This window comes from Bradyrhizobium archetypum (assembly GCF_013114835.1).
Taxonomy (GTDB): Bacteria; Pseudomonadota; Alphaproteobacteria; order Rhizobiales; family Xanthobacteraceae; genus Bradyrhizobium; species Bradyrhizobium archetypum.
The window spans coordinates 419794-443451 of the sequence record NZ_JAAVLW010000006.1; the positions used below are offsets into that span (position 1 = coordinate 419794).

Sequence of the window (23658 nt, forward strand, 5' to 3'; positions counted from 1 at the left end):
GGGGGAATAAATAAGCGGTTGCCGGTATTTGAAAAGAGAAATCTTGGGTTGCGGGAACTATAATAAACCAAAATGTGGGAAAGACTTTCGCTTCGAACGCGGCTCTTGCTGCCGCTTGGCCTGATGTTCGTGGCGGCACTGCTGGCCGGCGCCGTCTCGCTGCAGATCTTCGCCTCGGCGCAACTTGTGGAAGAAACCGAGCCGGCGGCTCGCTCGGCCAGAGCGGTCGCGGCCGCGCTCAACGGTGCGCTGCAGGCGTCTGCCAATCCGCAGGCGACGCTCGATGCGTTCGTGCAATCGCTAGGAGATTCCGAAGCGATCCGGTTTCGGCGTCTCGGGACCGACCTCGACGTGCACCCGCCCGAAGTGCAGACCCCGTTCGGAACGGTGCCTGACTGGTTCGTTCGCCTGCTCGCCATCCCCGAGTTCAAGGCGGCCTTCCCGGTGACGGTCGAAGGCAAACAGGTCGGTGATATCGTATTTGCGCCCGACATGTCCGCCGACGTCTACGAAAAATGGATCGGGTTTCTGACGATCGCCTGCTCCGTAATCATCTTGATGCTGCTGACGGCAGCCATAGCCCACTTCACCGCGCGCTCGGCATTGCGACCGCTGCAGAATCTGGGCAATGGCCTCACCCGGATGCGAGCGGGCGATTACGAACAGTCGATTGCCCCGGCCGGCCCACCCGAAATCCGCAAGAGCGCGCTGGAAGCCAACGAACTCGCGCGCACGCTCAACCGCCTCAGCCAGGATAATCGCAGCCTGCTGCGCCGGATCGTATCGCTGCAGGACGACGAGCGGCAGGACATGGCGCGTGAGCTTCATGACGAGCTCGGGCCGCTGTTGTTCGGAATCCGCGCCAGCACGGTGGCGCTGCTGGAATCGATTCCCACCGACGAAGCGCAGTTGAGGCGGGCCGCCGAAGGCATCCTGCAATCGGTCGAAACGTTGCAGCATGCGAACCGCCGCATTCTCGACCGGCTGCGGCCGCTTTACATTCAGGAGCTCGGCCTGGCGAAGAGCATCCAGACGCTGCTGCAGAACGTGAAAACGCAGGCGCCCGATCTCAAGGTGACGTCGGAGATCGACGCCTCACTGAGCGAGGTCGACGGCCTGATGTCGCAAACGGTATATCGCGTGATCCAGGAGGCGGTGACCAACGTGCTGCGGCACGCCAAGGCGAACTCGATGCGCGTCACGGCTGCTATCAAGGGCCGCGAAGTGATCGTGGAAATATCCGACGACGGCATCGGCTTTCCGGCGGATCGGCGGTTTGGCCGGGGATTGACCGGAATGCTGGAGCGCGTTCGCGCGCTGAGCGGGACACTTGAGCTATTGCGCGAAGCCGGCCGCACCTACGTTCGCTGCCGGCTTCCCGTGGCAGATTCCGCCTCACAGGGGCGAGGCGGAAACAAGCCTGACGGAAATGATTACTACCCGGCGTAATCCTGCAGGCCGGCAGCCGGCTGCGGCAAATCCGCCACCGGCAAGCATTGGGTCGCCTGGATTTTTCCGGCACGGGTGAAGCTGAAGGCGATGCGCACCGGCTTGCCTTCGTGGCTGAGATAATCGAGCACGACCCCTTCTGTCGTCGGCATGATTTCCTCCAGACCGAATGCGGTGGGGGCGGGTGCGTCGAGGCGCTGCCGCCAATAGGATTCCAGTCCCGCACGGCCTTCACTGATCTTGGGCTCGCCGCACCGGCATTCGAGCGTCGCGTTGTCGGCATAAAGGTCGAGCAACGTCGCGAGGTCGCGATTGCGGCACGCGTCCAGCCAGTCGACCACCAATGCGATCGGATCAAAATCGTCGGTCAAGTTCGCGAGCCCATCCCCATCGCCATATGTCCGGAGCGCTGAAGCGGGTGACGGAGTATGACGATCGTCGTGAATGGACACTGAACAGTCCTTTGTACGGAGCTCGACACGGAACTCGCGTGGAACCGAAAGCGATTTTGCGGAACAACAGTTCCGACAACCAGTCCGGGCGAATACGGGGACAGCTCGTTAAGCATGCCGCCTGCCGCGCCACCAAACACCGAATGCGACGAGGACCGCAAATGCCAGCGTGAACCAGGTGATCGCGTATTGCAGGTGGTCGTCCTTGAGATGCACGGAAAGCGGCCCCGGCTTTGGAATGCCGTTCTCGGGCACGGGCGTTTCGAGATCGAGGTAGAACGGCGCGACGGCCTTGCCGGCCTCACCCCAACCCAGCGCGCGCGCCATCGCGAGATGATCGCGGGTGAACCAGAGCCGCTTTGCAACGCTCTCGGGCGGCGTCAGCGTGCCGGCGCTTTCGGGAAAACGGATATAGCCGCTGAGTTGCACCGGGTCACCGGTGATGAGCCCTCTCACGGCGCGATCCTGCTGGGCGCGGTCCTGCATCGTGTTCTGCACAAAGCCGGCGTTGACCGCGATGGTGTTGCCGTCGGCGAGTTGCACCGGCAGGAACGCCCAGGTGCCGGTCCCGGAGACGTCGTGGCGCACCGCGGAGCCCGCGCTGTAGACCATCGCATCCGGCAGCGGCGCGTAAGTCCCGCTGAAGCTGACGCGGCGGAATTCGTCTTTGGCTGGCGTCAGCGAGCTCCATTGCGAAGGGGCCGGCAGAGCCACGGGCGCGGCGGCGAGCCGCTCGTTCAGCATCGCGATCAGCGCGTGCTTCTCGACCCGGCGCTGCAATTGCCAGATGCCGAGGCCAACGAAGCCCATCACCATCATCAGCGTGAAGATGGCAAAGCCGGCAACTGCGGGCCTCCGCGACGAAAGGCGGCCAGTCATTTCGGCTCGCGATCGATCAGTCGGCCGGGCGCCGCCTTGTGATGGAATTGCAGTGCGATCAGCAGTGATTTCATCGAGCGCAGCGGCAGCAGCGTGGTCGCGACGATGAGCGGCAGCCACAGCGCCGCATGCAGCCAGAATGGCGGCTGATACTTGATTTCGACGATCAGCGCCGCCGTGACGACGATGGCGCCCGCCAGCATGATGATGAAGATGGCAGGCCCGTCACCGGAATCGATGAAGGCGTAGTCGAGCCCGCACGTTTCGCAATTCGGGCGCAGGTTGAGAAAGCCCGCATAGAGCTTGCCCTGGCCGCAACGCGGGCAGCGGCAGGCAAGCCCGCGCAGTGCGCTCCGGGTGAGTGTGGGTGAAGTGTCAACCGTCATGTTCTGCTCTGTCCTTCCCCTTTCCCACAACGGGACAAGGAAAAGTGAAAGGGGCGGTCTTTCCGACCGCCCCTTCTAGCACGTTAGTCCTGCATCAGTGGCCGGCTACGGGCCCCGCGCCGCGGAACCAGACATAGATGCAGACGAACAGGAACAGCCACACCACGTCGACGAAGTGCCAATACCAGGCGGCGAATTCGAAGCCGAGGTGCTGCTTTGGCGTGAAGTGGCCAGCATAGGCGCGGAATAGGCAGACCAACAGAAACACGGTGCCGACCAGCACGTGGAAGCCGTGGAAGCCGGTCGCCATGAAGAACGTCGCGCCGTAGATGTTGCCGGAGAAGCTGAACGTGGCGTGGGCGTATTCATAGGCCTGCACGCAGGTGAAGGTGGCGCCCAACAGCACGGTCAGGATCAGGCCGTACTTCAGGCCCTGACGGTCGTTCTCGAGCAGCGCGTGATGCGCCCAGGTTACGGTGGTGCCGGAGGTCAGGAGCAGCAGCGTGTTGAGGAGCGGCAGGTGCCAGGGGTCGAAGGTCTCGATGCCCTTCGGCGGCCAGGTGCCCGGCACGCTGCAGGCGCCCATCGCCGTGCCCGGGCCGCAGCCGAACACCGCGTCGCGGGTGGCGTGGACCGCGTCGGCAGGGAACAGCGCGGAATTGAAGAATGCCCAGAACCAGGCGACGAAGAACATCACCTCGGAGGCGATGAACAGGATCATGCCGTAGCGGTGGCTGATCTGCACCACGCGGGTATGGTCGCCCTTGTACTGGGCTTCGCGGATCACGTCGCCCCACCAGCTCGCCATGGTGTAGAGCACGCCGATGGTGCCGACGCCGAAGATGATCGGCGCGGCAGCGAACATGTGATGCATCCAGGCGATCGCACCCACCGCCATGATGAACGCCGAGATCGAGCCGACGACCGGCCACGGGCTCGGATCGACGAGATGGTAGTCGTGGTGCTTCGCGTGCGCCGTAGCCATTGCGGTCTCTCCGTTAGATGCGCCGTTCCCTTCGGCGCATATTCGTCTCAAATTTCAGATCCGAACCCCGTCAGATACGGAATTCGGCGGTCACAGGTTTCTCACAGGTTCGCGTCATAAGTTTCCCTTGCGCTTGTCGCCTTCGCCGGCCGCGAGCGGCTTCGGCGCCGGATCGCGCACGGGATAGAAGGTGTAGGATAGCGTGATCGTCTTCAGGGTGTCATTCTCGCTGTCTTTGGCCAGCGCCGGATCGACGTAGAACACCACGGGCATTTCGCGCTTTTCGCCGGGGCCCATGGTCTGCTCGGTGAAGCAGAAGCAGTTGATCTTCTGGAAATAGGCGCCGACGGTCAGTGGCGCGACATTGTAGGCTGCCTGACCCGCGGTTGCGCGCGCGGCCTGGTTGGTCACGGTGTAGTACACGGTGACAACCTCGCCGATCCGGACCTCGATCTCGTTCTGCTCGGGCTCGAACTTCCAGGGCAGGCCGGGGCCGACATTGGCATCGAACCGCACCGCGATTCGGCGCTCCAGCGGCGCATCCGACGGCGCCGAGGTCGCGACCTGGGTGGTGCCGTTGAAACCGGTGGCGCGACAGAACCAGTTGTAGAAGGGCACGGCGGCATAGGACGCGCCGACCATGAAAACCACGACGAAACCGCAGATCGAAGCCACCGCCGCATCACGCGTCAGCACACGGCGGGAGACGATCTTGTCACCTCCCGTCACATCTTCGGGCATTTGCGGCTCGTTCTGCATCTCAGTCACATCGGCCGGACGAGAACGGCCGGCCCCTTGACCATGGTAACCGCGAAGAAAAGCACGACCAGGACGCCGAGCGCGAGCGCAATGGCAATCGAGCGCTGGCGACGGCTGCGTTTCTGCGCCTCGGTGAGCACGATTCCATCTGGCTTGCGATCGTCGTCCATTCGCGTCCCATGCGCCCCTTACCCGATCAGAGGTGCGACAGCGCGGATCACGACCTCGAGCAGGAGCGTCGCAAACAGCGCGAACAGGTAAAGAATCGAGAAGGCAAACAGCCGGCGGGTGGCGCGGCCCGCCTGCTTGCCCTCGCGGCGGCGGTAGACCTCGATCGCGAACCACATCATGCCGGCGCCGAGCACCAGCGAAGTGACGCCGTAGACCGCGTCGAAATAGCCGAGCGGCCACGGCGCGGCGGCGATGGCGACCAGCACGATCGTGTAGAGCAGGATCTGTAGCCGCGTCGCCTCGGGCCCGGCGACCACGGGCAGCATTGGAATCCCGGCGCGGGCATAATCGTCGCTGCGGAACAGCGCCAGCGCCCAGAAATGCGGCGGGGTCCAGAAGAAGATGATGAGAAACAGGAGCGCAGGCTCCATCGACAGCGAGCCGGTGGCGGCGGCCCACGCCACGACCGGCGGCAGCGCGCCGGCGGCACCGCCGATCACGATGTTCTGCGCGGTCCAGCGCTTCAGCCACATCGTGTAGATCACCACATAGAAGAAGATGGTGAACGCGAGCAGCGCGCCGGCCAGCCAGTTGACGAGGATGCCGAGCGTCAGCACCGAGAAGAAAGCCAGCGTCAGGCCAAATGCCATCGCTTCCGCGCTGGTGATACGTCCGCGCGGGATCGGCCGGTTGGCGGTGCGCGTCATCAGCGCGTCGATGTCGCCTTCCAGAGCCATGTTCATTGCGCCCGAAGCGCCGGCGCCGACCGCGATGCAGAGGATCGAGGTGAAGGCGATCACGGGGTGGACATGGCCCGGGGCAATGAAGAGGCCGACCAGCGCGGTGAAGATCACGAGCGACATCACCCGCGGCTTCAACAGCGCGATGTAGTCACCGACTTCCGCCTCGGAAATCCGAGGGCGAGCATCGATGGCGTTATGGTCGACTACCGACAAGATCTATCTCGCTTCAGAAATGCCGCGGCGCGCAAACCATGGCGCGCCGCGACCAGTTGCTTACTGCACGCGCGGCAGCGTTTCGAACTGGTGGAACGGCGGCGGCGAGGTCAGCGTCCACTCCAGCGTGGTGGCGCCCGCACCCCACGGATTGTTGGCAGCCGCCTGCTTCTTCATGAAGGCGTCGACGACACCGTAGATGAAGATCAGCACGCCGAAGCCCGAAACGTACGAACCGATTGACGAGATCAGGTTCCAGCCGGCGAACGCGTCCGGATAGTCGATATAGCGGCGCGGCATCCCGGACAGGCCGAGGAAGTGCTGCGGGAAGAAGACCAGGTTGACGCCGATGAAGGTGACCCAGAAGTGCAGCTTGCCGATGGTTTCCGAATACATGTAGCCGGACATCTTCGGGAACCAGTAGTACCAGCCGGCGAAGATTGCGAACACCGCACCCAGCGACAGCACGTAGTGGAAGTGCGCGACCACGTAGTAGGTATCCTGCAGCACGCGGTCGACACCGGCATTCGCCAGCACGACGCCGGTGACGCCGCCGACCGTGAACAGGAAGATGAAGCCGATCGCCCACAGCATCGGGGTGCGGAATTCGATCGAGCCGCCCCACATCGTGGCGATCCAGGAGAAGATCTTCACGCCGGTCGGCACTGCGATCACCATGGTGGCGGCGACGAAATAGGCCTGCGTCGCCGACGACATGCCGACCGTGTACATGTGGTGCGCCCACACCACGAAGCCGATGCCGCCGATCGCGACCATGGCGTAGGCCATGCCGAGATAGCCGAACACGGGCTTGCGCGAGAAGGTGGAAACGATCTGGCTGATCATGCCGAAGCCGGGCAGGATCAGAATGTAGACTTCGGGGTGGCCGAAGAACCAGAACAGATGCTGGAACAGCACCGGGTCGCCGCCGCCGTCGGCGGCGAAGAAGGTGGTGCCGAAGTTGCGGTCGGTGAGCAGCATGGTAATGGCACCAGCAAGTACCGGCAGCGACAGCAGGAGCAGGAACACCGTCACCAGGATTGACCAGACGAACAGCGGCATCTTGTGCAGGGTCATGCCCGGCGCGCGCATGTTGAAGATCGTGGTGATGAAGTTGATGGCGCCCAGAATCGAGGAAGCGCCGGCCAGATGCAGCGACAGGATCGCGAAATCCACCGCGGGTCCCGGATGGCCCGAGGTGGATAGCGGCGCGTAGATGGTCCAGCCCGCGCCGACGCCGTTGGCGCCCGGCTCACCCTCGACGAAGGTGGACATCAGCAGCAGCGCGAAGGACGCCGGCAGGAGCCAGAACGAGATGTTGTTCATGCGCGGGAACGCCATGTCGGGCGCGCCGATCATCAGCGGCACGAACCAGTTGCCGAAGCCGCCGATCATCGCCGGCATCACCATGAAGAAGATCATGATCAGGCCGTGCGAGGTCACGAACACATTGTAGGTGTGGGATTCGTGGAAGAATTGGACGCCGGGATACATCAGCTCGATGCGGATCGCGATCGACATCGCAGCGCCGATGATGCCCGCGCAGATCGCGAAGATAAGGTACATCGTGCCGATGTCCTTATGGTTCGTCGAATAGAGCCAGCGCCGCCATCCGGTCGGATTGGCATGCGCATGGGTGTCATGTCCGTGTCCTTGGGCGTGATCGTGGTGTGTCGCTGCGGTCGTTGCCATTTTGAAATCCTGCCTTGCAGTCCCTTTGCGAACCTTTTCAGGTCCCGTCGCCCTTGTCCCTTGCTTGCCCCTTGGCCAACGCCTTACTGCGCGGCCTGGCCACCAGCCGAGGCGTAGGTGTTCGCCGGGTTGGTCGCATATTTCTTCTTCGCCGCCTCAAGCCAGGCCGCGAATTCCTGATCGCTCACCACCTTGACCGCGATTGGCATGAAGGCGTGATCCTTGCCGCACAATTCCGAGCACTGGCCGTAATACATGCCGGTCTTGGTCGCCTTGAACCAGGTCTCGTTGAGACGGCCGGGGATCGAGTCGATCTTGATGCCGAACGACGGCACCGCGAATGCGTGGATCACGTCGGCGCCGGTGGTCTGGACCCGGATCACCTTGTTGACCGGCACCACCATCTCGTTGTCGACGCCGAGCAGGCGCGGCTGCTTGTCCTGCGCCATCAGCGAATCGAACTCGAACTTGCCGTTATCGGGGTAGGCATAGCTCCAGTACCATTGCTTGCCGGTGACCTTGACGGTCAGGTCGGCCTTGGGAACGTCGAGCTGCTGGAACAGGAGGCGGAACGACGGCACCGCGATGCCGACCAGAATCAGCACCGGGATCAGCGTCCAGGCCACTTCGATCAGCGTGTGGTGGGTCGTCCGGGAGGGGACCGGATTGGACTTGGCGTTGAACTTCACCACCACGATGACGAGCAGCGCCAGCACGAACAACGTGATCAGCGTGATGATCACCAGCAGCAAATTATGGAAGCTGATGATGTTTTCCATCACCGGGGTTGCGGCTTCCTGCAGCGTCACTTCCCACGGCTTGGGCTGCGCCCCAAAAGCCGCCCCGCCGGAGACGAGCGCCATGCCCGCTACCGCCAACCCCAGCAACCGCCGGCCCATCAGGCCACTCGACATCTTCATGCCGCTCGCGCTCCCTTAAGAATTATCCCCAAAGCACTCCTGCCGGATGGCCGGAAATGCCGCACGATCCGCCCTCACAAACGGCCTACCGGAGGTACTTTTGGAAGTACACCTTCGAAAGTACCCGCAACGCTGTTGCTGCAGTACCCCGGGCCAGATCGTTAGAACGCGTCGAAATCCCGCCTCTCAAACCATAATTCTAAGGCTCTCGCAATGCAGTAGTAGGCGGCAAAGCCATGCGTCACCGGATGTCGGATTTTCCCGACAAATCAGGCAAAACCTGCCGTCCGGCAGGCCCGCGCCGCTTGACAGCCCGATTGCCGGATGTAGGCACAGGAACAGCGCTCCCGCGCGGCCTGATTCGCTCGGGCGAACCGGTCCTCGATGGCGCAGATTGGCTATCGGCCGCCTTCAAGGCGCCGTCATTGCGTATCAGTCCGGGTAAGTCCAGTTACAAGTAAGTCCACTTACCCAGTTACAATGTGTGCTGCCGCTTGGCCGGAAATGTCACCGGCCGCGGCCGGAAACCGTGAGAGGATCGACCCGGATGGGGCGTTCGAAACATCAGGCGGGATATGGCTTGGAACCGGCCCGCTGGCTCGGCGGCCTGCTCGCCGTGGCCCTCCTGCTCGGCCTGACCCAGGCGGCGAGCGCGCAAGGCGCGGTCCGGTCGGTCCATGGCGACTGGCAGATCCGCTGCGACACCCCGCCGGGCGCGCAGGGCGAGCAATGCGCCCTGATCCAGAGCGTGGTCGCCGAGGACCGCTCCAACGCCGGCCTCACGGTGATCGTGCTGAAAACCGCCGACCAGAAAAGCAAGCTAATGCGGGTGGTTGCCCCCTTGGGCGTGCTGCTGCCCTCCGGGCTTGGGCTAAAGCTGGACAACCAGGACGTCGGCCGCGCCGGCTTTGTCCGCTGCCTGCCCAATGGCTGCGTGGCGGAAGTCGTGATGGACGAAAAACTGCTGGGCCAGCTCCGGGGCGCCAAAACCGCGACCTTTATTATTTTTGAGACGCCCGAAGAGGGTATCGGCTTTCCGCTCAGCCTGAACGGGCTCGGCGAGGGATATGACAAGCTGCCGTGAGGGGCTCCCCTTTCGTTACGGTCATGACTATCTTTCAAACCATCGTCGTCCCTCGCCAAGCCAGGGACGACTTTGCGCAGAATCGGAGCCCGCATGACCAATCTCGCCACCACCTCCCTGCTCGACCGCGCCAATCTCGACCGCGATGCTGTCCGTCGTGAGATCACGCGGGGACTGGCGGGGGCCGACGACGGCGAGCTGTTTCTGGAATATGGCCAGACCGAAGCGCTCGGCTTCGACAACGGCCGGCTGAAGCAGGCGACCTACGACACCAGCCAGGGGTTTGGGCTGCGGGCGGTGAAGGATGACGCGGTCGGTTACGCGCATTCCTCCGATGTCTCGCTGCCGGCGCTGATCCGCGCGGCGGATGCGGTGGCCGCCGTGCGCGGCGGCTACAGCGGCAACTTCGCGGCAGCGCCCCCGCATACCAATGTGCGCCTTTATGGCGATGAGAATCCGCTGGATGCGCCCGGCTTCGAAGCCAAGGTGAAACTGCTGGCCGAGATCGACGCCTATGTCCGCGACAAGGATCCGCGGGTGCGGCAGGCCTCGATCAGCCTGGGGGCCACCTGGCAGGTGGTCGAAATCCTGCGGCCGGATGGCGAAAGCTACCGCGATATCCGCCCGCTGGTGCGGGTCAATATTTCCGTGGTCGCCGGCCAAGGCGAGCGGCAGGAAAGCGGCAGCAAGGGTTATGGCGGCCGCGAGGGCTATGCCCGCTTCATCGAGACCAAGGCGTGGCGCGAGGCCGCCGACGGCGCGATCCGCGAAGCGCTGGTCAACCTGGAATCGGTGCCTGCGCCTGCCGGCGAGATGGACGTGGTGCTGGGCGCCGGCTGGCCCGGCGTGATGCTGCACGAGGCCGTCGGTCACGGGCTCGAAGGCGACTTCAACCGCAAGCAGACCTCGGCCTTTGCAGGATTGATGGGCAAGCAGGTCGCGGCCAAGGGCGTCACCGTGGTCGACGACGGCACCATCGCCTCGCGGCGCGGCTCGCTTTCAATTGACGACGAGGGCACGCCGACCAACCGCACCGTGCTGATCGAGGACGGCATTCTCGTCGGCTACATGCAGGATCGGCAGAACGCGCGGCTGATGAACATGAAGCCGACCGGCAACGGCCGCCGCCAGAGCTATGCCCATGTGCCGATGCCGCGCATGACCAACACCTATATGCTGGCCGGCGAGCGCGATCCGGCCGAGATCATCGCGTCGGTGAAGAACGGCGTCTACGCCGCCAATTTCGGCGGCGGCCAAGTTGACATCACCTCCGGCAAATATGTCTTCCAGTGCACCGAGGCCTACAAGATCGAGAATGGCAAGCTCGGCGCGCCATTGAAGGGCGCGATGCTGATCGGCAACGGGCCGACCGACCTGCACCGCATCACCATGGTCGGCAACGATCTGGCGCTCGATACCGGTATCGGCACCTGCGGCAAGAACGGACAGGGCGTGCCGGTTGGCGTCGGCCAGCCGACACTGCGGATGGAACGGATCACGGTCGGAGGAACGGGCTAGTGAGCGACGAGAGGATTGCAAGCGACAAGGAGATCTCCCCCCACAAACCGACGAGCTGGCGCGGGCAGGTCACCCAGCTCGCCGCCATCGTGGCCGTCGTGTTCATTGCCAAAGGCGCGATCGCCGAGCCGTTTTACGTGCCGTCCGGCTCGATGGAGCCGACGCTTCTGATCGGCGATGCGCTCGTTGCATCGAAATACCCGTACGGCTACGGGGCAGCGTCGCTACCGATCCAGATCACGCTGCCGGAGACCGGCCGGCTGTTCGGCGACACGCCGAAGCGCGGCGACGTCGTCGTATTCCGCTGGCCGGGCGACCGCTCGCAAGCCTGGGTCAAGCGCGTGGTGGGATTGCCGGGCGACCGCATCCAGTTGCGGCAGGGCCAGCTCTTCATCAACGACCACGCGGCAACGCTGAGGCCGGACGGAATGGGCGAAGCCGAAGACGATCGGGGCAACACCGAGCGGGCCTACCGTTTCATTGAGACGCTGCCGAACGGCGTCAGCCACGCGATCTTCAAGATCCGCGACAATGGCAGGCTCGACAACACGCCCGAAGTAACCGTGCCGGCGGGCCAATTATTCGTGCTCGGCGACAACCGCGACAATTCGGCCGATAGCCGCGTCGCGGTGCGCGACGGCGGCGTGGGACTATTGCCGATCGACAATCTGATCGGCCGCGCCGATGCCGTGGTCGGCTCATGGGATCTCGGCATGCGCAGCCAGCCGATGTGGACCTGGCTGTCCGGCTTCCGGCTGGCGCGGTTTTTCACCTCCGTGCATTGAGCACGGCTCCATCCTGGCTGTTCGTCGGCTCGTGACCTTCGACGACGTAAGAAAAATCGCGCTTGCCTGGCCTGAGGTCGAGGACGGCAGCTCCTACGGCACGCCGGCCCTGAAGGTGCGCAAGAAGATGCTGGCACGGCTGAGGGAAGACGGTGACAGCCTGGTGATGCCGGGCGTGCCTAGGGATGAGCGCGAGATGCTGGTGGAAAGCCAGCCGAAGGCATTTTACTTCACCGATCACTACCGCGATTATCCAATCGTCCTGATCCGCCTGGCGAAGGCCAGCCGCGCCACCGTCGAGCCGTTGCTGCGGCGGCACTGGCGCACGCTGGCATCGAAAAAGGCGGTGAAGGAATTCGATATGAAATCGTGATAGGCAAAGGCGCGCAAGCGCCGTGCTCACGATGCATTCACTCAGACCTCATCCCTAAGGAGCCGCGTCAGCGGCGTGTCGAAGGATGAATGGCGCCAACGGGCCGCATGGTTCGAGACGGCGCTAAAGCGCCTCCTCACCACGAGGGTTTCAAACATTGCAAGTGACCCCTCATGAATCAAGCCGAATTCCTCGCCGCCGCCCTGCGCAATCCCGCTAACGAAATCATTGTCGAAGAGCTGCATCGGCTATCGCTCCCTGATGCGTGGCTGGTTTCCGGATGCCTGGTGCAGACGGTGTGGAATGTGCTGACCAAGCGCGCGGTGGATTACGGCATCAACGATTACGACGTGTTCTATTTCGATCCCGACACATCGTGGGAAGCGGAAGACAAAGTCATCCGCACGTTGGCGGAGCGTCTTGCACCGCGCGACATCGCGGTCGAGGCGCGCAACCAGGCGCGCGTTCACCTCTGGTACCCGGACAAGCATGGGCTGCCCTACCCGCCCTTGCATTGCTCGACCGAAGGCATCGATCGCTTTCTCACCAAGAACACGCAGGTTGGAATTCGCCGCACGCGCGACGGTTATGAGATTTACGCGCCGAATGGTTTCGATGACGTCGTGGGGATGATCGCGCGACCCAATCCGGGGCCGAATTTCTCAGCAGCGAATTACGCAGCGAAGGCCGCGCGATGGAAAGCGCTGTGGCCGGAGATCACGGTGCTGCCGGCGGCGACATAGCAACATTTCATCGTCGCCCTGCGAAAGCAGGGACCCATAAGCACGCATGTTTATGCTCAAGAAGCTAGGGCCACAGCAGGCATTCATGGGTGCGGGTCCCCGCGTTCGCGGCGCGTTGGCGGGGACGACGGCGGAGTATGCCTACCTACCGCACCACGCCGGACGTAAACCCCGCTTTCCTTCGCGGCGGCTTGATGTCCTTCTTCAGGAAGCAGTGCGCTTCCTTGCCGGCATAGCCCGGCCGCGCATAGGTCCAGGCGCGACACTTGTTGTCGGCGGCACAGGCTGCCTTGCAGGCGCCGTCGCCATCGCCATCCTTGAGATCGAAATTCTTGTAGTCGCCGCCGTAACGGTCGATCGAGGTTTCGACGGAATCGTTGCGGCGCTCGACGACGCCGGCGCCGCGGATGCCGGAAACGCAGCAATCGCTCTGGACTCGCTCCGGTACGCTGCCCTTCAGCCAGCAGACCGCCCCCTTGATCAGGCCGGTTGGGTAGTTGAAGCTCCATGCCCGGCAGCGCCGGTCACGCTCGCAGATCAACGCGCATTCGGCCGGATCGCCGGAGATCACCGGCAGGCTCAGATAGTCGCTGCCCGGACGATCGAAATTGGCCTGCGCCAGCGCAGGGCGCGCGGATATGGCCGCCGCCAAACAGGCGAGCGCCACCATACACGCCCTGAGCAGGCGACCTGTCCCCATCTGGATCGCTTTCGTTTGCGCGTTTCTCGCGGGCTGTCATTTGAGCGCCATCAACCTGTACGGTGGATGAACAGCCCGAAACCGAGGCAACCCGTTCAATCAGAACGCGTATTCCTGATAGACGGGCTCGACCGAACCGCCCCAGGGACCATTAAATTTGTCGAGCATTTCCTCCGCCGGCGTGCGGCCCGATTCGAGGATTCGCTCCAGCGGTTCGAGGTGACGGCTTTCGTCGCGGCCGGAATGGTCGGCGCGGTTGCGCCTCCTGAGGCCCGCATGCGACAGCTTCAGGCATTCTCGGGCGATCTCGAACAGATAGCGATCCTTGATCCTGGCCTTGAAGCCGAAGCGCGGGACGTCATCGCGCAACGCCTGACGCTCCGCGGCCGTCCAGTGGCTGACCAGATCCCAGGCCGCATCCAGACTGTCGTTGTCGTACAAGAGGCCAACCCAGAACGCCGGCAGCGCCGGCAGCCGGCCCCACGGCACCCCGTCGGCGCCGCGCATTTCCAGATAACGCTTGAGACGGACTTCCGGGAAAATCGTCGACAGATGGTTGGCCCAGTCCGACAGCGTCGGACGCTCTCCGGGGAGTGAGTTGTTGCGGCCCTCGAAGAAGGCGCGGAACGACGAGCCGGCGACGTCGATATAGGTTTCGCCGCGCTTGACGAAGTACATGGGCACGTCGAGCGCGTAGTCGACCCAGCGCTCGAATCCCATGCCGTCCTCGAACACCCAGGGCAGCATGCCGGAGCGCGCATTATCGGTGTCGCGCCAGATCTCGGAGCGGAACGACAGGAAGCCGTTGGGCTTGCCCTCGGTGAACGGCGAATTGGCAAACAAGGCGGTGGCGACCGGCTGCAGCGCCAGCGACACCCGCAGCTTCTTGACCATGTCGGCTTCGGAGGAGAAGTCGAGGTTGGTCTGCACCGTGCAGGTCCGGTACATCATGTCGATGCCGTAGGTGCCGACCTTCGGCATATAGTTGGTCATGATCTTGTAGCGGCCTTTGGGCATCACCGGGATCTGTGACCGCGACCAGGACGGCGTCATGCCGAGCCCGAGAAAACCGATACCCAGGGGCGTCGCGATCTCGCGGACCTGCGCCAGGTGCGCCATCAGTTCGGCCTGGGTCTGGTGGACGGTCTCGACCGGCGCGCCCGATAATTCGAACTGCCCGCCGGGCTCGAGCGAAATCGCCCCGCCGCCGGTGACGTCGTAAAGCCCGATGATGTTGCCGCGCTCCATGATCGGCTCCCAGCCGAGCAAAAGCTGCATGCCTTCGAGCAGCGCACCGATGCCGCGCGCGCCCTCATACGGCACGGGCTGACGGCCTTCCAGCGTGAAGGGGGTCTTCTCATGCTCGGTGCCGATGCGGAACTCGGACGGCGGCTTGATGCCGCCTTCGAACCACGCGACGAGTTCGTCACGCGATTGTAGCGGCGTCATATCGATCTGGTCACGCGCCATGAAAAAATCCGGAACTCTGGCGATTCGACCGAACGCGCCGTGTGAATGAGGGAATGCGGACAACCAAGTCCGCAACAACGAAACATGTCGGAACCGTCATCGCGCCGGCACGCCGTCACGGGCGGCGGCCGGCTTGACGTCCGAGCAGGAGCAGCCCAGCCGGTCGAGCAGACCGCAAAGCTTCAGGGCATCGGCATCGGACAATTTGGAGCCGACGTGCTTTTCGATCGCCGCGGAATAGGCGCCCCACATTTTCTTCTGCAGTTCGCGGCCCGCCTCGGTGATCTCCACGAATTGCCCGCGCTTGTCGATCTTGCATTCGCGCCGTGCCGCCAGACCCTCGTCGACCAGGCGGTCGATCAGCCGGGAGGTGGAATATTGCGGGATCAGCATCTGCTTTTCCAGTTCCACCGGACGCATCTCGCCGGACGGCGCGCGCGACAGTTCCAACAGCGCGTCATACCAGGCCAGCGGCGGAAAGCCCGCTTTCTTCAAATCCTGCTCGACGGCGTCGAGCACCCGGCTCTGCACCCGCATCAGGCGGATCCAGGCGGCGGTCGCCTCGGTCGATGGTTTGCGTTTCATGATCCGGTCCGTATCTGTCAATGCTCAGTGTACCGCACTAAATGCAGATGCATCAATCTTGACTATTCCATGCAAATGCATTTAGTCAGTTCACCAACAATTACGAGGGAAGGAAAATCCAATGAAATTGTATTATTCCCCAGGCGCCTGCTCGCTGTCCCCCCATATCGCGCTTCTCGAGGCCGGTCTGCCCTACGATCTGGTCAAGGTCGACCTGCGCGCCAAGAAGCTGGAGAATGGTGACGACTTTTTGAAGGTCAACCCAAAGGGCCAGGTGCCGGCCCTCGCCCTCGATTCGGGCGAACTGGTCACCGAAGGGCCGATTATTGTCCAGATGATCGCCGACAAGGCGGGCAAGAACCTGGCGCCGCCCCGCGATTCGGACGAGCGCTACAAGCTGCTGGAGTGGCTGAACTACATCACGACCGAGTTGCACAAGAACCTCGGACCGATGTTCTCGCCGGCGCTGGCCGACGACGCCAAGGCCTTCTTCAAGGACCGCGTCATGAGCAAGTTCAACTACCTGGAAACGGCGCTTGCCGGGCGCGACTACGTGATGGGCAAGCAATTCACCGTAGCCGATGGCTATCTGTTCACCATGCTGATGTGGGCGACCGACCGTTTGAAGTTCGATCTTTCAGCCATGCCGAACCTTCTGGCCTACAAGGCCCGCATCGCCGCGCGGCCGAAGGTGCAGGAAGCGATGACCAAGGAAGGGCTGCTGAAAGCGGCGTGAGGCGCTCACGGATTGCTGAAAGCGAAAGGGCCGGATCGACGATCCGGCCCTTTTGTTGTGCCGTCATTCCGGGGGATGCGCAGCATCGAGCTATGGTGCGCGGTTGCGCACCTGAGAATCTCGAGATTCCGGGTCCGGTCCTTCGGACCATCCCGGTCTGACGACCGAGGGAACGCTTACGCCGCAGCCTTCTTCGGCGGGAAGCGGCCGTAGAAGGTCTCGCCGCTTGCCGCCATATCTTCCAGCAGTTTCGGCGGGGTGAAGCGCGAGCCGTATTTGGCTTCCAGCCTGTGACAGAGTTCGACGAACTTTCGCGCGCCCATGAAGTCGATATAGGACAGCGTGCCGCCGGTGAACGGCGCAAAGCCGAACCCTAAGATCGAGCCGACATCGGCCTCGCGCGGATCGGTGATGACGTGATCCTCCACCGTGCGCGCGGCTTCCACCGCCTGCACCACCAAGAAGCGCTGCTTCAATTCCTCGACGTCAAGCGTGTCGGGGTCGAGCTGCTTCGGCTGCAGCGCCGATAACCCGGGCCACAGGCTCTTCTGGCCCTTGCCCTTCTCGGGATAGTCGTAAAAGCCCTTGCTGTTCTTGCGCCCCAAGCGGCCCTGCTTCTCGACCATTTCCACCATCAGCTTCTTCTGATCGGGGTTGATGGCGTTGGGACCGAGATCGGCTTCCGTCGCCTTCATGACCTTCAGGCCGAGGTCGAGCGCGACTTCGTCCGACAGCGACAACGGTCCGACCGGCATGCCGGCCATCCTGGCGCAGTTCTCGATCATCGCCGGTGGCACGCCTTCGAGGAACATCTCGTTGCCTTCGGCGATGTAACGGCCGACGCAGCGGTTGGCGTAGAAGCCGCGGGAATCGTTCACGACGATCGGCGTCTTGCCGATGATGCGGACGTAATCAAGCGCGGTCGCGAGCGCGACATCGCCTGTGTTCTTGCCGAGGATGATCTCGACCAGCATCATCTTCTCGACCGGCGAGAAGAAATGGATGCCGATGAACTTGCCCTGGTCCTTGAAATTTTCGGCGAGCGAGGTGATCGGCAGCGTCGAGGTGTTGGACGCAAAGATCGCGTCCGCCTTGAGGTACTGCTGCGCCTTGGCGAAGGTGTCCGCCTTGACCTTGCGATCCTCGAATACGGCCTCGATGACGAGGTCGCAATCCTTCAACGCGGCGTAGTCCGCGGTCGGGGTGATGCGGGCCAGCAGCGCGTCGCGATCGCTGGCCTTGGCGCGGCCCTTGGCGATCTGCTCGTCGATCACCTTCTGCGCATGCGCCTTGCCCTTGTCGGCGCTTTCCTGGTCGCGGTCGATCAGGACGACGTCGAGGCCGGCGCGGGCGGAGACGTAGCCGGCGCTCGCGCCCATGAAGCCGGCGCCGATCACGGCGAGCTTCTTCACCTTGGTCGGCGGCACGTTCGCAGGCCGCCGCGCGCCCTTGTTCAGTTCCTGCATCGACAGGAACAGGCTGCGGATCATCGCCGCCGCTTCCTTCGAGCGCAGCACCTTGGTGAAGTAGCGCGACTCGACGCGAAGCGCGGCGTCGATCGGCAACTGCAGGCCCTCATAGACGCAGCTCATGATGGCGCGCGCCGCCGGATAATTGTCGTAGGTCTCGCGACGGTAGATGGCGTTGCCCGCCGGGAACATCATCATGCCTGCCTTGGAGAACACCGGACCGCCCGGCAGCTTGAAGCCTTTTTCGTCCCAGGGTGCGACCGCTTTCCCGCCGCCCTTGATCCAGTCCTTGGCCGCCTTGATCAGATCGGCGGCCGGCACAACGGCATGGATCAGGTTGAGCGACTTGGCCTTCTCGACCGTGACCGGATCGCCCTTGAGCAGGATCGTCATCGCATCCTGCGGCGGCACCAGACGCGACACACGCTGGGTGCCGCCCGCGCCGGGGAACAGGCCCACCTTGACTTCCGGCAGGCCGAGCCGGGTCTTGGGATTATCGGCCGCGACGCGGTAGTGGCAGGACAACGTCACCTCGAAACCGCCGCCGAGCGCGAGCCCGTTGATCGCGGCCGCCCACGGCTTGCCGCAGGTCTCGATGCCGCGCAGCACCAGCGAAAAGCGCCGGCTCTGATCGAACAGCATCTGGTTGGCCGCGACCTCGCCCTTCTCTTTAAAGACCTTGGCGTATTCCTTGTTCATGCCCTCGAGCATCGAAAGATCGGCGCCGGCGCAGAACGCTTCCTTGGCGGAGGTGATGACGATGCCCTTCACGGCGGCGTCAGCGGTGGTCTGCTTCAGGATCTCCTCGAGCTCGGTGGTCGAGGTCTCGTCCAGCACGTTCATCGAACGTCCGGGGATGTCCCAAGTGACGAGCGCAATACCGTCGGCGTCGGTCTCTAGCTTGAAATTCTTGAAGGCCATGTTGGTTGCTCCCTCGGTGCCGCAGCCAGTGTCAGGCGCGGCGGTTGTGTCTGGATCTCGTACGGTGGGCAAAGCACAGCGTGCCCACCATTTCTTGCAGCGCTCGCGATGGTGGGCACGGCGCAGGAGCGCCTTTACCCACCCTACGGCAGTCAGACTCGCTCGATGATCGTCGCCGTCCCCATACCGCCGCCGATGCACAGCGTCACCAGCGCCGTCGACTTGTTGGTGCGCTCCAGCTCATCGAGCACGGTGCCAAGGATCATGGCTCCCGTCGCGCCGAGCGGATGGCCGAGCGCGATCGCGCCGCCATTGACGTTGATCTTGGCATTGTCGATCTCGAACGCCTGGATGTAGCGCAGCACGACCGAAGCAAAGGCCTCGTTCAATTCGAACAGGTCGATGTCCGACTTCTTCATGCCGGAACGCTGGAACAGCTTTTCGGTGACGTCGACCGGGCCGGTCAGCATCATCGCCGGCTCGGAGCCGATATTGGCGAAGGCGCGGATTTTTGCCCGCGGCTTCAGGCCGTGCTTGGCGCCCGCTTCCTTGCTGCCGAGCAGCACGGCGCCGGCGCCGTCAACGATGCCGGACGAGTTGCCGGCATGGTGGACGTAATTGACGCGTTCGATTTCCGGGTGCGATTGGATCGCGACCCCATCGAAGCCACCCATCTGCCCCACCACGGTGAAGGACGGCTGCAATTGCGCCAGCGACTGCATCGTCGTGGTCGGGCGCATGTGCTCGTCCTTGGCGAGGATGGTGAGGCCGTTGATGTCCTTGACCGGCACCACGGACTTGTTGAAGCGGCCTTCGTCCCAGGCCTTCGCCGCGCGCTGCTGGCTTTGCACCGCATAGGCGTCGACGTCGTCGCGCGAAAAACCGTATTTGGTCGCGATCAGATCGGCTGAGACGCCCTGCGGCATGAAATAGGCCGGCACCGCCATTGAGGGGTCCATCGGCCAGGCGCCGCCAGAAGCGCCGATGCCGACGCGGCTCATCGATTCGGCGCCACCGCCGATCACGAGCTCATGCTGGCCGGCCATGATCTGGGCGGCGGCGAAGTTCACCGCGTCAAGGCCGGAGGCGCAGAAGCGACTGATCTGCACGCCGGGGACGCTTTCACCGAGCCCCGCCTTCAGCGCCGCGAAGCGCGCGATGTCGGATCCGGCCTCGCCGACCGGATCGACCACGCCGAGGATGACGTCATCGACGACGTCTTCAGCAAGGTTGTTGCGCTCCTTCAGCGCCTGCAGCGGCACGGTGGCGAGCGCCAGCGCGGTGACCTCGTGCAGCGCGCCATCGGGCTTGCCGCGGCCGCGCGGGGTGCGAACGTGATCGTAGATATATGCCTCAGGCATGACGCCCTCCTGGTATGAGGATCATAATATTATAGGCAGATCGAACGGGAAACGGCGGAAATCAGAACGCTTCCGCCGCCAATTCCATGGTGGTCGCGCAGCCGGTCTGGATGCGTGCAAGATGGACGTGAGTCTCCGGCAACATCCGCTCCATGAAGAAGCGGCCGGTCACCAGCTTGGTGTTCAGGTAGGGCGTTGCGCCGGAGGCCGCAATCTTGTCCTGCGCCACCTTCGCCATCCGCGCCCACATGTAACCGAAGGCGACGAGGCCGAACAATTGCATGTAGTCGGTGGCGGCAGCGCCGGCATTGTCGGGCTTGGTCAGCGCGTTCTGCATCAGCCAGCCGGTGGCCTGCTGCAGATGGCCGAGCGCGGTAGAGAGCGGTGCGACGAACGGCTTCATCGCCTCATCGCCGCCGTGCTCCTTGGCGAAGGCGCCGACTTCGGCGAAGAACGCCATCACGGCACGGCCGCCATTGCGCGGCAGCTTGCGGCCGACAAGGTCGAGCGCCTGGATGCCGTTGGCGCCTTCGTAGAGCATCGCGATGCGCGCATCGCGCACGAACTGCTCCATGCCGTGCTCAGCAATATAGCCATGGCCGCCATACATCTGCTGCGCCAGCACCGCGTTGGAGAATCCGACGTCGGTCATCACGCCCTTCATGACAGGGGTCATCAGGCCCATGTGGTCGTCCGCGGCCTCGCGGTCCTTCGGGTCCGACGAGCGGTGGGCGACGTCGCTCTTCAGCGCGGTCCACACCACCATGGCGCGCGCCGCCTCGTTGAAGGCTCGGATGGTGAGCAGCACGCGGCGCACGTCGGGATGCACGATGATCGGATCGGCCGCCTTGTCCGGCTCCTTCGCGCCCGTGAGCGACCGGCCCTGCAGGCGCTCGCGCGCGTAGGCGACCGCATTCTGATAGGCGACTTCGGACTGCGCAAGGCCCTGGACGGCGACGCCGAGGCGGGCCTCGTTCATCATCACGAACATGCCCTGCATGCCCTTGTTTTCCTCGCCGATCAGCCAGCCGGTGGCGTTGTCGTAGTTCATCACGCAAGTCGAATTGCCGTGGATGCCCATCTTGTGCTCGATCGAGCCGCAGGACACGCCGTTGCGCTGTCCCAGCGAGCCATCGGCGTTGACGAGGAATTTCGGCACCACGAACAGCGACACGCCCTTGATGCCAGCGGGCCCGCCTTCGATGCGCGCCAGCACCAGATGGATGATGTTCTCGGCGAGGTCGTGCTCGCCGGACGAGATGAAGATCTTGGTGCCCGTGATCTTGTAGCTGCCATCCCCCTGCTTGACCGCCTTGGTGCGCAACAGGCCGAGATCGGTTCCGCATTGCGGCTCGGTGAGGTTCATGGTGCCGGTCCACTGGCCCGCCACCATTTTCGGCACGTAGGTCTTCTTCTGCTCGTCGTCGCCGTGCACCAATAGCGCCGCGGTCGCACCCATGGTGAGGCCGCCATACATCGAGAACGCCATATTGGCCGCGCTCTGGAATTCGGTGACGACCTGGCTCAGCGTCACCGGCAGTCCCTGCCCGCCAAATTCCACCGGCGCGGATAATCCAAGCCAGCCGCCTTCAGCCACCTGCTTGAAGGCTTCCTTGAAGCCCTTCGGCGTCGTCACCGAGCCATCGTCATGCCGCTTGCAACCCTCGAGATCGCCTGTGCGATTGAGCGGCTGCAGCACCTCCTCGGAAAGTTTGGCGGCCTCGCCCAAAATCGCTTCGCGCACGTCGGCGGAGGCGTCGGTGAAACCGGGCAAATTGTCGTAGCGATCGATCTGGAACACGTCGTTGAGCAGGAAGGTGACGTCTTCCACAGGGGCCTTGTAGATCGGCATGATGTTCTCCCGGCAGCGGCAAAGGGTGGCGGAGGCGCGTGAAAAATGAAAAGTCGTTGTGGCGTTCCAGAACGAGACCTTATCGCGTTCCGGCAGTCTCAGGGAGTGAGCGGGCCAGCAAATATCCAAAAAGCCATTGCAACATGGACGGCGCCGGAGATGTTCGCGGCTTTTTGCTTCCTCGCCCTCATTGTCTGGCGAGTTGCTCCCCCATCAAACGGTGCAGCAGATTGATTGCCTTCAGCGGACGCACCATCACCTTGAAGTGCGTGATCTTACCGTCATCGCTGAAAGTGATGATGTCGACGCCGTTGATCTTGATACCCTCGACCTCGTTTTCGAATTCGAGGACGGCGCCGCTCTCGTTGCGCCATTCGCCGGTGTATTTGAAGCCGGGGCCGCCCAGCACCTTCTCGGCGCTTGCGAGATATTTGAAGGTGATGTCGCGCCCGCGCTGCGGCGTGTGGACGACAGGGCTTTCGAATACCGCATCGGGGTGCAGGAGATCCCATAGCGCCGCGGTGTCATGGGACTTCATGTAGCCGTACCACTTGTCGAGGCCGCTCATGGTCATCATGTCTCCTTTGCGGGCGATGACGGGCTGGACGCCCGGGAATGAACCTACCCGAGCTTATGCGCGTTGACGCATATGCAACTTTATGCATAATGTCAAATCACAATGTCAAATCACAATGAAAGCCGGAGGCCAGCGTCTTGGCGCTTGGGGATGCGATCCTTGCCTGCCTGACCGAACGTCCGATGACGGGCTATGAGCTCGCGAAGACGTTCGACAACTCCCTTGGCTTCTTCTGGAAGGCTGACCACCAGCAAATTTATCGAGAGCTCACCAAGCTCCGCGACCGCGGCCACATCCAGGGCCGCGAGGTGGTGCAGTCCGGCAAGCCGAACAAGCTGGTCTATACGTTGACGCCGGAGGGACGCGCCGCGCTCCGGCACTGGGCCGCGCGGCCGAGCGTGCCCGCCTCGATCAAGGATGATCTCCTGGTGCGGCTCTACGCGCTCGACAGTGTCGACATCGAACCGCTGCGTACCGACCTGATGGCGCGGCTGGAACATCACCGCGACCGCTTCGCCCGCTACGAGCGCCTGCTCAACAAGCGATTCCCCGACGGCACGGCGCCGCCGGCCGATGTCGGCAAGTTGCTCGGACTTCGCATCGGCATGAGCCATGAGCGCGCCGTGGCGGAATGGTGCGAAGAGGCGATTGAGGCATTATCGGCCCTGTCGCCGAAGGCCGAGTGCATCAACGTCGTGCCCATCGACGGCAGCAAGCGCGAAAACAACGGCTAGAATCGGTCGGCCTGGCCGTCCGGTAACTTTTGAGGCCGTCTGTCCCATTCCTTAACCCGTTCTTTACCGTAACGAACAAAAGTCAGTTCCGAGGCAGGCGA

Annotated in this window: 24 protein-coding genes; 8 read left to right on the forward strand and 16 right to left on the reverse strand. The window is 63.4% G+C overall.

All coding sequences use genetic code 11. From position 1 onward, the window contains the following. Positions 1 to 72 precede the first annotated feature (72 nt). Positions 73 to 1449 (forward strand): histidine kinase, encoded by a 1377-nt coding sequence (locus HCN50_RS22200; protein WP_171711788.1) that lies wholly within the window; start codon positions 73 to 75, stop codon positions 1447 to 1449. Here the strand turns inward: HCN50_RS22200 and HCN50_RS22205 are convergent. From HCN50_RS22205 to coxB, 9 genes are all read right to left on the reverse strand, one after another. Continuing rightward, complete coding sequence (locus tag HCN50_RS22205) at positions 1437 to 1820, reverse strand: nuclear transport factor 2 family protein (protein ID WP_210265039.1); 384 nt, start codon at positions 1818 to 1820, stop codon at positions 1437 to 1439. The two genes, HCN50_RS22200 and HCN50_RS22205, sit on opposite strands and share 13 nt — an antisense overlap. 189 nt (positions 1821 to 2009) lie before the next feature. After that, positions 2010 to 2780: an SURF1 family protein gene (locus HCN50_RS22210; RefSeq protein WP_171711789.1), complete on the reverse strand. Its 771-nt coding sequence runs from the start codon at positions 2778 to 2780 to the stop codon at positions 2010 to 2012. Continuing rightward, positions 2777 to 3166 carry a DUF983 domain-containing protein gene (locus tag HCN50_RS22215; protein ID WP_171711790.1) on the reverse strand — a complete coding sequence of 130 codons (390 nt, stop codon included), beginning with the start codon at positions 3164 to 3166 and terminating at the stop codon, positions 2777 to 2779. The genes HCN50_RS22210 and HCN50_RS22215 overlap by 4 nt, the downstream gene beginning before the upstream one ends. Positions 3167 to 3260: 94 nt before the next feature. Continuing rightward, entirely contained in the window at positions 3261 to 4151 is an 891-nt protein-coding gene (locus HCN50_RS22220) for a cytochrome c oxidase subunit 3 (RefSeq protein WP_171711791.1), read from the reverse strand. 114 nt (positions 4152 to 4265) lie between these two features. Then, on the reverse strand, positions 4266 to 4892 hold the full coding sequence (locus HCN50_RS22225; RefSeq protein ID WP_376700311.1) for a cytochrome c oxidase assembly protein: 627 nt from the start codon (positions 4890 to 4892) through the stop codon (positions 4266 to 4268). 23 nt (positions 4893 to 4915) lie between these two features. After that, the gene (locus HCN50_RS22230; RefSeq protein ID WP_171711793.1) at positions 4916 to 5080 is read right to left on the reverse strand and encodes a cytochrome c oxidase system small membrane protein; all 165 of its coding nucleotides are present in this window, start codon (positions 5078 to 5080) and stop codon (positions 4916 to 4918) included. An 18-nt stretch (positions 5081 to 5098) separates the two neighbouring features. Next, on the reverse strand, positions 5099 to 6037 hold the full coding sequence (locus HCN50_RS22235; protein ID WP_171711794.1) for a heme o synthase: 939 nt from the start codon (positions 6035 to 6037) through the stop codon (positions 5099 to 5101). Between the two features lie 60 nt (positions 6038 to 6097). Next, a complete protein-coding gene (gene ctaD, locus HCN50_RS22240) occupies positions 6098 to 7729 on the reverse strand; it encodes a cytochrome c oxidase subunit I (protein ID WP_171711795.1) in 1632 nt (543 codons plus the stop codon). 83 nt (positions 7730 to 7812) lie between these two features. Then, positions 7813 to 8649, reverse strand: a complete 837-nt coding sequence (gene coxB / locus HCN50_RS22245) for a cytochrome c oxidase subunit II (RefSeq protein ID WP_171711810.1) — start codon at positions 8647 to 8649, stop codon at positions 7813 to 7815. A gap of 547 nt (positions 8650 to 9196) precedes the next feature. On the opposite strand from coxB, the gene HCN50_RS22250 reads away from it, so the two are divergent. The 5 genes from HCN50_RS22250 (at position 9197) to HCN50_RS22270 (ending at position 13152) form a co-directional block, all read left to right on the forward strand. Next, positions 9197 to 9733, forward strand: a complete 537-nt coding sequence (locus HCN50_RS22250) for an invasion associated locus B family protein (RefSeq protein WP_376700312.1) — start codon at positions 9197 to 9199, stop codon at positions 9731 to 9733. A gap of 93 nt (positions 9734 to 9826) precedes the next feature. Beyond that, positions 9827 to 11251 carry a metalloprotease TldD gene (tldD, locus tag HCN50_RS22255; RefSeq protein WP_171711820.1) on the forward strand — a complete coding sequence of 475 codons (1425 nt, stop codon included), beginning with the start codon at positions 9827 to 9829 and terminating at the stop codon, positions 11249 to 11251. Further along, the gene (lepB, locus tag HCN50_RS22260; RefSeq protein ID WP_171711821.1) at positions 11251 to 12036 is read left to right on the forward strand and encodes a signal peptidase I; all 786 of its coding nucleotides are present in this window, start codon (positions 11251 to 11253) and stop codon (positions 12034 to 12036) included. Before tldD ends, lepB begins: the two co-directional genes overlap by 1 nt. Positions 12037 to 12067: 31 nt before the next feature. Then, positions 12068 to 12409 (forward strand): MmcQ/YjbR family DNA-binding protein, encoded by a 342-nt coding sequence (locus HCN50_RS33755; protein ID WP_171711822.1) that lies wholly within the window; start codon positions 12068 to 12070, stop codon positions 12407 to 12409. 173 nt (positions 12410 to 12582) lie between these two features. Further along, on the forward strand, positions 12583 to 13152 hold the full coding sequence (locus HCN50_RS22270) for a nucleotidyltransferase family protein (RefSeq protein ID WP_171711824.1): 570 nt from the start codon (positions 12583 to 12585) through the stop codon (positions 13150 to 13152). Between the two features lie 145 nt (positions 13153 to 13297). On the opposite strand, the gene HCN50_RS22275 is transcribed toward HCN50_RS22270, so the two are convergent. The 3 genes from HCN50_RS22275 to HCN50_RS22285 form a co-directional block, all read right to left on the reverse strand. Then, positions 13298 to 13822, reverse strand: coding sequence for a PAN domain-containing protein (locus HCN50_RS22275; protein WP_171712063.1), 525 nt, complete (start codon positions 13820 to 13822; stop codon positions 13298 to 13300). A gap of 129 nt (positions 13823 to 13951) precedes the next feature. Next, positions 13952 to 15322, reverse strand: a complete 1371-nt coding sequence (locus tag HCN50_RS22280; RefSeq protein WP_171711827.1) for a glutamate--cysteine ligase — start codon at positions 15320 to 15322, stop codon at positions 13952 to 13954. Positions 15323 to 15418: 96 nt separating this feature from the next. Continuing rightward, positions 15419 to 15907 carry a MarR family winged helix-turn-helix transcriptional regulator gene (locus tag HCN50_RS22285; RefSeq protein ID WP_171711829.1) on the reverse strand — a complete coding sequence of 163 codons (489 nt, stop codon included), beginning with the start codon at positions 15905 to 15907 and terminating at the stop codon, positions 15419 to 15421. Between the two features lie 121 nt (positions 15908 to 16028). On the opposite strand from HCN50_RS22285, the gene gstA reads away from it, so the two are divergent. Further along, positions 16029 to 16643, forward strand: a complete 615-nt coding sequence (gene gstA / locus HCN50_RS22290; protein ID WP_171711832.1) for a glutathione transferase GstA — start codon at positions 16029 to 16031, stop codon at positions 16641 to 16643. Positions 16644 to 16819: 176 nt separating this feature from the next. Here the strand turns inward: gstA and HCN50_RS22295 are convergent, their stop codons facing one another. The 4 genes from HCN50_RS22295 to HCN50_RS22310 form a co-directional block, all read right to left on the reverse strand. Then, positions 16820 to 19033 carry an FAD-dependent oxidoreductase gene (locus HCN50_RS22295; RefSeq protein ID WP_171711834.1) on the reverse strand — a complete coding sequence of 738 codons (2214 nt, stop codon included), beginning with the start codon at positions 19031 to 19033 and terminating at the stop codon, positions 16820 to 16822. Positions 19034 to 19185: 152 nt separating this feature from the next. After that, positions 19186 to 20394, reverse strand: a complete 1209-nt coding sequence (locus HCN50_RS22300; RefSeq protein ID WP_171711836.1) for an acetyl-CoA C-acetyltransferase — start codon at positions 20392 to 20394, stop codon at positions 19186 to 19188. 61 nt (positions 20395 to 20455) lie between these two features. Continuing rightward, a complete protein-coding gene (locus HCN50_RS22305; RefSeq protein WP_171711838.1) occupies positions 20456 to 22246 on the reverse strand; it encodes an acyl-CoA dehydrogenase C-terminal domain-containing protein in 1791 nt (596 codons plus the stop codon). A 187-nt stretch (positions 22247 to 22433) separates the two neighbouring features. Then, complete coding sequence (locus HCN50_RS22310) at positions 22434 to 22820, reverse strand: nuclear transport factor 2 family protein (protein ID WP_171711840.1); 387 nt, start codon at positions 22818 to 22820, stop codon at positions 22434 to 22436. Positions 22821 to 22960: 140 nt separating this feature from the next. On the opposite strand from HCN50_RS22310, the gene HCN50_RS22315 reads away from it, so the two are divergent. Then, positions 22961 to 23557: a PadR family transcriptional regulator gene (locus HCN50_RS22315; RefSeq protein ID WP_171711842.1), complete on the forward strand. Its 597-nt coding sequence runs from the start codon at positions 22961 to 22963 to the stop codon at positions 23555 to 23557. Positions 23558 to 23658: the final 101 nt, after the last annotated feature.